At 64.6% G+C, this 8,836-nt stretch carries 8 protein-coding genes; 1 reads left to right on the top strand and 7 read right to left on the bottom strand.

Annotated elements, in window-relative coordinates:
* Positions 1 to 241 precede the first annotated feature (241 nt).
* Entirely contained in the window at positions 242 to 2,119 is a 1,878-nt protein-coding gene (locus tag ACN20X_RS03090; RefSeq protein WP_473210271.1) for an ATP-binding cassette domain-containing protein, read from the top strand.
* Between the two features lie 75 nt (positions 2,120 to 2,194).
* Here ACN20X_RS03090 and ACN20X_RS03085 read toward each other — a convergent pair whose 3' ends face one another.
* The 7 genes from ACN20X_RS03085 to ACN20X_RS03055 all read right to left on the bottom strand — a co-directional run bounded on the left by ACN20X_RS03085 (position 2,195) and on the right by ACN20X_RS03055 (position 8,737).
* Entirely contained in the window at positions 2,195 to 3,328 is a 1,134-nt protein-coding gene (locus ACN20X_RS03085) for a protein-glutamate methylesterase/protein-glutamine glutaminase (protein WP_017407827.1), read from the bottom strand.
* 15 nt (positions 3,329 to 3,343) lie between these two features.
* On the bottom strand, positions 3,344 to 4,081 hold the full coding sequence (cheD, locus tag ACN20X_RS03080; protein WP_016449335.1) for a chemoreceptor glutamine deamidase CheD: 738 nt from the start codon (positions 4,079 to 4,081) through the stop codon (positions 3,344 to 3,346).
* Between the two features lie 33 nt (positions 4,082 to 4,114).
* The gene (locus tag ACN20X_RS03075) at positions 4,115 to 5,005 is read right to left on the bottom strand and encodes a CheR family methyltransferase (RefSeq protein WP_016449334.1); all 891 of its coding nucleotides are present in this window, start codon (positions 5,003 to 5,005) and stop codon (positions 4,115 to 4,117) included.
* Between the two features lie 26 nt (positions 5,006 to 5,031).
* Entirely contained in the window at positions 5,032 to 5,517 is a 486-nt protein-coding gene (locus tag ACN20X_RS03070) for a chemotaxis protein CheW (RefSeq protein WP_016449333.1), read from the bottom strand.
* A gap of 114 nt (positions 5,518 to 5,631) precedes the next feature.
* Positions 5,632 to 7,836 carry a chemotaxis protein CheW gene (locus ACN20X_RS03065; protein ID WP_047327038.1) on the bottom strand — a complete coding sequence of 735 codons (2,205 nt, stop codon included), beginning with the start codon at positions 7,834 to 7,836 and terminating at the stop codon, positions 5,632 to 5,634.
* Between the two features lie 39 nt (positions 7,837 to 7,875).
* Positions 7,876 to 8,238 (bottom strand): response regulator, encoded by a 363-nt coding sequence (locus tag ACN20X_RS03060; protein ID WP_016449331.1) that lies wholly within the window; start codon positions 8,236 to 8,238, stop codon positions 7,876 to 7,878.
* A gap of 52 nt (positions 8,239 to 8,290) precedes the next feature.
* Complete coding sequence (locus ACN20X_RS03055; protein ID WP_016449330.1) at positions 8,291 to 8,737, bottom strand: hypothetical protein; 447 nt, start codon at positions 8,735 to 8,737, stop codon at positions 8,291 to 8,293.
* Between the last annotated feature and the right edge of the window lie 99 nt (positions 8,738 to 8,836).

Genomic DNA, 8,836 nt, shown 5'->3' with positions numbered 1-8,836 from the left:
GCTGTCTACAAGACTTTTCTGACTCATCGCTGTCTGCAAGGCAGTGTGGCGACGAGGGATAGAACTATAGCATGGGTTTTTACCGATGGCGTGAAATTCGTGAACTTCCTTGCAGACCAGTGAAGAAGCCACCGCCCCGCCCTCTGAAACCCGCCCGGAGCCTGCCCTGCGGGCAGGCTCCGGGCGCGGAGGCCTTGCTGCCTGCACCAGGAATCGGGCCCGCATAGATAATGCGCGCACGATGGCATTGATTACTTTGTTAGACGCCCAACTGGCGTTCGGGCATGTGGCGCTTCTCGACCACGCCCAGTTTTCCCTGGAGAGCGGCGAGCGTGTGGGCCTGATCGGTCGCAACGGCGCAGGGAAGTCCTCTTTGTTGAAGATTCTTGGCGGGCTGGCCAAGGCAGACGACGGGCAGGTCCAGACACAGTCCGGTATCCGCATTACTTATGTGGCGCAGGAGCCGGTGCTTGTGCCCGAGCAGACAATCTTCGAGTCGGCATCCGCCGGCATAGCCGAGGTGATTGCCGTGCGCGACCGCTACCTGGCTGGCGCCGAGGGCGAGGATCTCGATGCGCTGCAGTCCCAGATCGAGGCCTATGACGCCTGGAACTGGGAGCAGCGCGTGGAGGAGACTCTGCAGCGGCTGCACCTGGATCCCGAAGCCGTGGTGGGCACCCTGTCCGGCGGGATGAAGAAGCGCGTGGCACTGGCCCAGGCCCTGGTGGCGAGACCTGATGTACTGCTGCTGGATGAGCCGACCAACCACCTGGATCTTGACGCCATCGAGTGGCTGGAAGAGTTGCTGCTGAACTTCAAGGGCAGCGTGGTGACCATTACGCACGATCGATCCTTCCTGGACCGGGTTTCCACGCGCATCGTGGAGCTGGATCGTGGAACGCTGCGCTCGTATCCCGGCAATTTCGTCCAGTACCAGCAGACCAAGGAGGATCAGCTGGCCCAGGAGGCCGTGATCAATGCCAAGGCCGACAAGCTGCTGGCCCAGGAAGAGTTCTGGATCCGCAAGGGCGTGGAAGCCCGCCGCACGCGCAGCCAGAGCCGCATCGGCCGGCTTGAGCAGTTGCGGGCCAACCGCGCTGCCCGCCGCGAGGTGCTGGGAGGCGTGAAGATGGACATTGCGTCGGGCCGAGGCGACGGCTACCAGGGCAAGATCGTGGCCGAGCTGACGGATGTGGCCAAGTCCTTTGGCGACAAGAACATCGTCTCCCACTTCACCGCCACCATTTTGCGCGGAGACAAGGTGGGCCTGATCGGACCCAACGGCGCAGGCAAGACGACGCTGCTCAAGATGATTCTGGGCGAACTGGCACCTGACAGCGGCCAGGTGCGGCTGGGGGCGAATCTGCAGGTGGCGTACTTCGACCAGATGCGTCACCAGATCGACATGGATGCCACGCTGGAGGACTTCATCAGCCCCGGCAGCGAGTGGATCGAGATCGGCAGCCAGAAAAAGCACGTGAAGAGCTATCTGTCGGATTTCCTGTTCTCTCCGGCGCGCGCCCATTCCCCCGTTCGCTCGCTGTCTGGCGGGGAGCGCAACCGCCTGCTGCTGGCCCGGCTGTTTGCCCGGCCCGCGAATGTGCTGGTGCTGGACGAGCCGACCAACGATCTCGATATCGAGACGCTGGAAATGCTGGAAGACCTGCTTCAGAACTACGACGGCACCGTTTTTCTGGTCAGCCATGACCGCAGTTTCCTGGACAACGTGGTCACCAGCACCATCGCCTGGGAAGGCCCGGGCCAATGGCGCGAATATGAAGGCGGCGTGCAGGACTGGCTGGACCAGTCCCGCCGCAGCCGCGATCTGGCCGAGGCCGCGCAGCCCAAGCCATCCAAGGAAGAGGCCAAGCCCGTTGCGGCACGCAGCGACGGCAAGCCCAAGCGCAAGCTCAGCTACAAGGAGCAGCGTGAGCTCGATCAGTTGCCCGAAAGCATTGCAGCGCTGGAGGCAGAGCAGAAGTCCATTCGGGAAGCCTTGGCCGATGGTTCGCTGTATGCCAGCGACAATTCCCGCGCCGTTCAGTTGCATCAGCGCGATGGCGAGATCGATGAGCAGCTGATGGAGGCGCTGGATCGCTGGAGCGCACTGTCGGAGTGAGCTTTCTTCGGACGAAAAAAAAAGAGCGCATGGCGCTCTTTTTTTCATGGGTGCCGCCAGGACCGGCCGTTGCACTCAAATGCGGTGGTGAACCTGGTCCGAACCTATGCGCAGCTTGCCCAGCAAGGCGGAGGCGATCTGGTTGAGGGGCAGCACCTCGTCGGCCGCACCATGGGCGATGGCCTCGCGCGGCATGCCGAAGACGATGCAGCTGGCTTCGTCCTGCACGAAGTTGTAGCTGCCCGCATCGCGCATTTCACGCATTGCGACCGCGCCATCGGCACCCATGCCGGTGAGCATGATGCCGTAGGCGTTGCGGCCCGCACAGGCCGCCACCGACTTGAAAAGCACCTCGACCGAAGGCTTGTGGCGATTCACGGGGGGGCTGTCATCCACCACGGCGACATAGTTGGCACCGCTGCGCTGCACGGAGAAATGCTTGCCGCCCGGTGCGATGTAGGCGTGACCGGGCAGCAGCCGCTCGCCCTGCTGTGCTTCCTTCACGGTCATCTGGCACAGGCTGTTGAGCCGGGCCGCGAAGCTGGTGGTGAAGCCCGGCGGCATGTGCTGGGTGATGACGATGGCCGGGCAGTCGGCCGGCAGATGGGTGAGCACTTCACGGATGGCCTCGGTGCCGCCGGTGGAGGCACCGATGGCAATCAGCTTTTCCGTGGACAGCCGCCCCAGCAGCGACGCCGGTGCAGCCTGGCGCGGCGCGCTCATGCCCGCCGAGGCGGAGACCGGCGCCAACGCGCTGCCGGTGGCGGGAGCCGCACTGCGCGGAGCGACCGGCAGGCGCCGGACCTGGGCCACGGCAGCAACGCGGATCTTGTCCACGATCTGCGCGGCCAGCTCCTGCAGGCCGTTGGACACGCCCACGCGCGGCTTGGCCACGAAGTCGATGGCGCCCAGCTCCAGCGCGCGCATGGTGACCTCGGCGCCGCGCTCGGTCAGCGTGGAGATCATGACCACCGGCATGGGGCGCAGCCGCATGAGCCGGCCCAGGAAGTCGATGCCATCCATGCGGGGCATTTCCACATCGAGCGTGATCACGTCGGGATTCATCTCGCGGATCATCTCGCGTGCGATCAGCGGATCGTTGGCCGAGCCGATGCATTCCATGTCGTGCTGGCGATTGATGATCTCGGACAGCAGACTGCGCACCAGCGCAGAGTCGTCCACCACGATCACCCTGATTTTCCTGTCCATTCCTTTGAACCTTCCTCAAAACAGGTCGACCGAGCCGCCTGCCGTATTGCGTGCCACGACGGCTGCATTGCCGCGCGTGAATTCCTGCTGTACCAGCTCCTCCGGATGGGCATGTGCCAGGCGCTTGACCATGGCCTTGCCGCTGGCGGGGAAGAACACCACCTTGCGCGGGTAGATGTCCAGCACATCCTCCGAGACGATGGGGATGCGTTCGGTCTGCAGGTACTGCGTGACGAAGGCGGTATTGCGTTCGCCCACGTTCATGGTGGTGAAGTTGTGCATCACCTGCCCGCCGCCGAAGATCTTGGCCTGCAAAGACTCGCGCCGTGCGCCGAGCTTGAGCATTTCGTTGATCAGCAATTCCATGGCGTACGAGCCGTAGCGGCCCGACGCATCGGCGGAGTCGCCGTCGGGCAGCATGAAATGGTTCATACCGCCCACGCGCATGGTGCGGTCCCAGATGCAGGCCGAGATGCACGAGCCCAGCACGGTGACCAGGATCACGTCCTCGTTGGAGACGAAGTATTCGCCCGGCAGCACCTTGACGGCGTTGTGCTGGAAATGCGGGTCGTAGTAGAAGAACGACGCCTCGCCGGGGTAGCGCTGCTGGCGCTTGAGCTGCTCCAGCGAGGAGCGCGGCACCGGGTCGCCCGGCGCCGGGTAGTCCGCAGCGGTATAGCTGTTGATGCGCGGCGTGCGGCGGCGCTCCGAAGGCGGCGGGGGCGGAGCGAAGGCGGAGCGGTCTCCGATCATGGGATGACCCCCTTGTGTGCGGCAGGACCTGCGTCAGCGGCGCTCATAGACCGTCTTCCCCTTGAGCGTGAACAGATCGCGCGAGTCGCTGAAGTTCTCGGCATGTCCGACGAACAGCAGGCCCCCGGGCTTCATGACGCGGTGGATGCGCTCCAGCACGCGGCGCTGCGTGGCCGCATCGAAGTAGATCATCACGTTGCGGCAGAAGACCACGTCGAAGGGATCGCGGAACGGCCAATCGTCACGGATCAGATTGACGTTGAGAAACTCCACCAGACGGCGCAGCTCGGGCTTGACGCGCACCAGGCCCGCATTGCCGGCCTTGCCCCGCAGGAAGAAGCGGTGCAGGCGCTCGGCGCTCATGCCCTTGATGCTTTCGGCGCGATAGACACCGGCCGACGCCGTGTCCAGCACACGCGAGTCGATGTCGCTGGCCTGCAACTGGAAGCTGGGCGTGGCGCCCAGCACTTCCAGGGCCGTCATGACGATGGAGTAAGGCTCTTCTCCGGTCGAGGCCGCGTTGCACCAGACCTTCCAGGCCGTGCCGGCCGGCTTGCTGCGCAGATGCTGGGCAAAGATCTCGAAATGGTGCTGCTCTCGAAAGAACGCGGTGAGATTGGTGGTCAGCGCGTTCACGAACTCCTGCCACTCCACGCCATCGGACTGGGACTCCAGCCAGTCCAGGTAGGTGGCAAAGCTGTCGTAGCCCGTCTCGCGCAGGCGCCGCGACAGGCGGCTGTAGACCATGGCGTGCTTGCCATCGTGCAGGCTGATGCCGGCCCGCTGGTAGATCAGCGCCTGCACGCGGGCGAAGTCCCGCGACGACCATTCGAATTCGCGCCCCTGGGCCAGGGGCCCGTTGGCTGCCCCGTCGTCGGCGACGGGGCGCGCGGCCAGTGCCGCATTGGAAGAACCGGATCGCATGAGGGCGCTCAGTGCAAGAACGGGTCTCAGTCGGCCGAAGCGACCAGGCCCATGTCCACGTTGTTCATGAGCTTTTCGATGTCCAGCAGGATGAGCATGCGCTCGCCCACCGAACCCAGGCCCAGGATGCAGCCGCTGTCGATGGCGCTTTCGATGTCCGGCGCGGGGCGCACGGCTTCGGGAGCCAGCTCCATCACGTCGCTGACCGAGTCCACCACGATGCCCACCACGCGGTTGCGCAGGTTCAGGATGATGACGACGGTGAAGCTGTTGTATTCGACCTGGGAGCAGTTGAACTTCAGGCGCATGTCCACGATGGGCACGATGGTGCCGCGCAGATTCACCACGCCCTTGATGAACTCCGGCGCATTGGCGATGCGCGTGGGCGGCTCGTAGCCGCGGATTTCCTGCACCTTCAGAATGTCGATGCCATATTCCTCCTGGTCCAGGCGGAAGGTCAGGTACTCGCGCGCGCCGGTGGCGACGCCTGCAGTCTTAGCGATCACGCTCATTGCTCAGCTCCTCAACTGTCGGGCCCGCGCCGTGGTGGCGAAAGCCATGGTTTTTGGCGGCGCGCAGGCTCTGCCTGCGGCTCCGTCGTTTGTCGTCAGGTATCCCTGTCCCATTCAGTGGCGCGCGCGGCGCACCAGCGCACCCGTGTCCAGAATCAGCGCCACCGTGCCATCGCCCAAGATGGTGGCGCCCGAAACGTTGGGCACCTTGCGATAGTTCGATTCCAGGTTCTTGACCACCACCTGGTGCTGGCCCAGCAGCTCGTCGACCAGCAGGGCCACGCGGCTGCCGTCGGACTCGACCACCACCATGATGTTGCTGGACTGGCTGGTGTCGCTGCGCGGCACACGGAAGGTCTTTTCCAGCGCGAACACGGGCATGTACTCGTCGCGCACCTTGACCAGTTGCGTGCCGTTGGCCACGGTGTTGACGTCCTCTTCCTTGACCAGGAAGGACTCGACCACCGAGGACAGCGGCAGGATGTAGACCTCGTCGCTGACGCCCACCGACATGCCGTCCATGATGGCCAGGGTCAGCGGCAGGCGAACGGCCACGCGCATGCCCTTGCCCTGGTTGGACTCGATCTCCACCGAGCCGCCCAGCGCCGCGATGTTGCGCTTGACCACGTCCATGCCCACGCCGCGCCCGGACACGTCGGTCACCACATCGGCCGTGGAGAAGCCCGGCGCGAAGATCAGCTGCCAGACATCCTGATCGGGCATGCTGTCCGAGACATCCATGCCGCGCTCGCGGGCCTTCTTGAGAATCTTCTCGCGGTTCATGCCGCGGCCGTCGTCGCGCACCTCGATGACGATGGAGCCGCCCTGATGGGAGGCTGCCAGCGTCAGCGTGCCATGCTCGGACTTGCCAGCGGCCAGGCGCTCCTCGGGCATTTCGATGCCGTGGTCCACGCTGTTGCGCACCAGATGGGTCAGCGGGTCGGTGATCTTCTCGACCAGGCCCTTGTCCAGTTCGGTGGCTTCGCCCAGAGTGATCAGGTCGATCTTCTTGCCCAGCTTGCCGGCCAGGTCGCGCAGCATGCGCGGGAAGCGGCTGAACACGGTGGACATGGGAATCATGCGGATGGACATCACCGATTCCTGCAGGTCGCGCGTATTGCGGTCCAGATCGGCCAGGCCCGCCAGCAGTTGCTGGTAGGCCGATGCATCCAGCCCGTGGCTGTTTTGCGCCAGCATGGCCTGGGTGATGACCAGCTCGCCCACCAGGTTGATGAGCTGATCGACCTTGGCCACCGACACACGGATGCTGGTCGACTCCATCTGCGCCTGCTGCGCCTGGGCAGCCGTCTTGGCAGCAGGCTTGGCCGCGGCACCGGCCGGCTGGATGGCCAGCGCGCCGTCGGCCTGGGGCATGCCGGGTGCACCGTTGAAGAAGCCGTAGGCCTCTTCGGCGGGCGGAATGGCGACCGAGGCCAGGGCGGCGTCGGGATCGTGCGCGGCATGCTCTTCGGCGACGGGGGCTTCGGCCACCTGCACCGCTTCGGTTGCAGGAGCGGCCCCGGCCGCCTCATCGGCTGCCGTGATGCGAACCTGCTCCTTGGCCACGTGGAAGGCGAACAGATCGAGCAGGTCGTCGTCGGTGGACGAGGTCTGCACGGCAAAGAGGCGGCTTTGCGGCTGATCGCAGGCCAGGTCCTCGATGCGGCCCAGGCCGGGAATGTCGCGGAACAGTTCCTTGATGGCCTCGGCCATCTCCAGACGCTCCAGCGGACCGATCAGGATGTGCAGCGAACGGCCGCCACTGGCGGGTGCCGTTCCGACGGCGCCGCCCGATACGGGCGCGGCAGGCGCGGGCGCCTCGACCGGCGCTGCCACGGGAGCAGGCGCCGGTGCCGGTGCAGCGGCCGGGGCGGCTGTTGCAGGCACGGCACTGCGGCCTTCTGCCAGCATCTCGATGCGCGCCACCAGATCCGTGGTGGACAGGGCCTCGCCCTCGTTGCCGGCCTGGTGGCGTGCCAGCAGGCTGCGGCTGGCATCGGCCGACTCCAGCAGCACGTCGACCATTTCCGGAATCGGTGTGATCTCATGCCGGCGCAGCCGGTCGAGCAGCGACTCCATGCGGTGCGTCAGCTCGGTCACATCGGCAAAGCCGAAGGTGGCCGCGCCGCCCTTGATCGAGTGCGCGCAACGGAAAATGCCGTTGAGCTCCTCGTCGTTGGCCGCCGACAGATCCAGATTCAGCAGCATCTGCTCCATCTGGTCGAGGTTCTCGGCCGCTTCTTCGAAGAAGATTTGATAGAACTGGCTCAGGTCGAAGTCTGCGCCCGCTCCTGCCCCATCCTGGTGTAGATCCGCCATCTTTGGTCCTGCTGTTTCCTGTTGCCCGTACTTATCGGCTCAACGCATTACTTTCTGAATGACTTCGATCAAACGGTTCGGATCGAAGGGCTTGACCAGCCAGCCCGTGGCGCCCGCAGCGCGTCCGGCCTGCTTCATCTGGTCGCTGGATTCGGTGGTGAGAATGAGAATGGGCGTGTTCTGGAACTTCGGGTTTTCGCGCAGCTTGCGCGTCAGGCCGATGCCATCGAGGCGCGGCATGTTCTGGTCGGCCAGCACCAGATCGACTTGTTCGAGCTGGGCCTTTTCGAGCGCATCCACGCCGTCCACGGCCTCCACGACGCGAAATCCCGCTCCTGCGAGGGTGAACGCCACCATCTTTCGCATCGAGGGGGAATCATCAACAGCCAGAATCGATCGCATGTATAGCTCCAACAGACGGGCAATAAAAGGTGGATGGGTGCATGGTCAGCGGTCAGAACAGTTCGACCGAGCCAGCATCCATCTCGCTTTGCGTGACGGGATTGGGCCGGTCGGGTATCGCCGGCAGGCCCAGGGAATCGTCCTCTCCCTCGTCCACACCCATGGTGGCTGCGGCCAACTGGAACGCGCAGCCTTGCAAAATCTTCGTAATATGGGCGATCAGTTGGGAGGACATGTCGTGAAACTGCAACTCGGTCACCGCCAGCCTCAACGTGGACCGGGCGGCATCGAGCTGGGGCAAGGCGGCTAGCGCCTCGCCGGCCAGCTGGCCGTGGGTCTCGTCGAAACGGTCCAGCAGGTTCTGCGTTGCGTGATTGAGAAGGCCTTCCAGGCGCTGCAGATCGCGCATCGCCACCAGCAAGGCATCCTGCAGGTCTGCGGCCACCATGACGGGCATGGGGACGGCAGGCTCGCCCGAAGGCTTGTGCATTGACTGCATTGTTACTCCACCACCAGCGTTTCAGCCCAACGTGCGCCGTGCCTTGCAGCACGGCCAACCCTTGTCAATCGTTCACGGGAATGCCGCGCATCCCTTGGT

The sequence above is a fragment of the Delftia sp. PX-1 genome (assembly GCF_055797465.1).
This window is presented reverse-complemented; position numbering and strand designations above follow the sequence as displayed.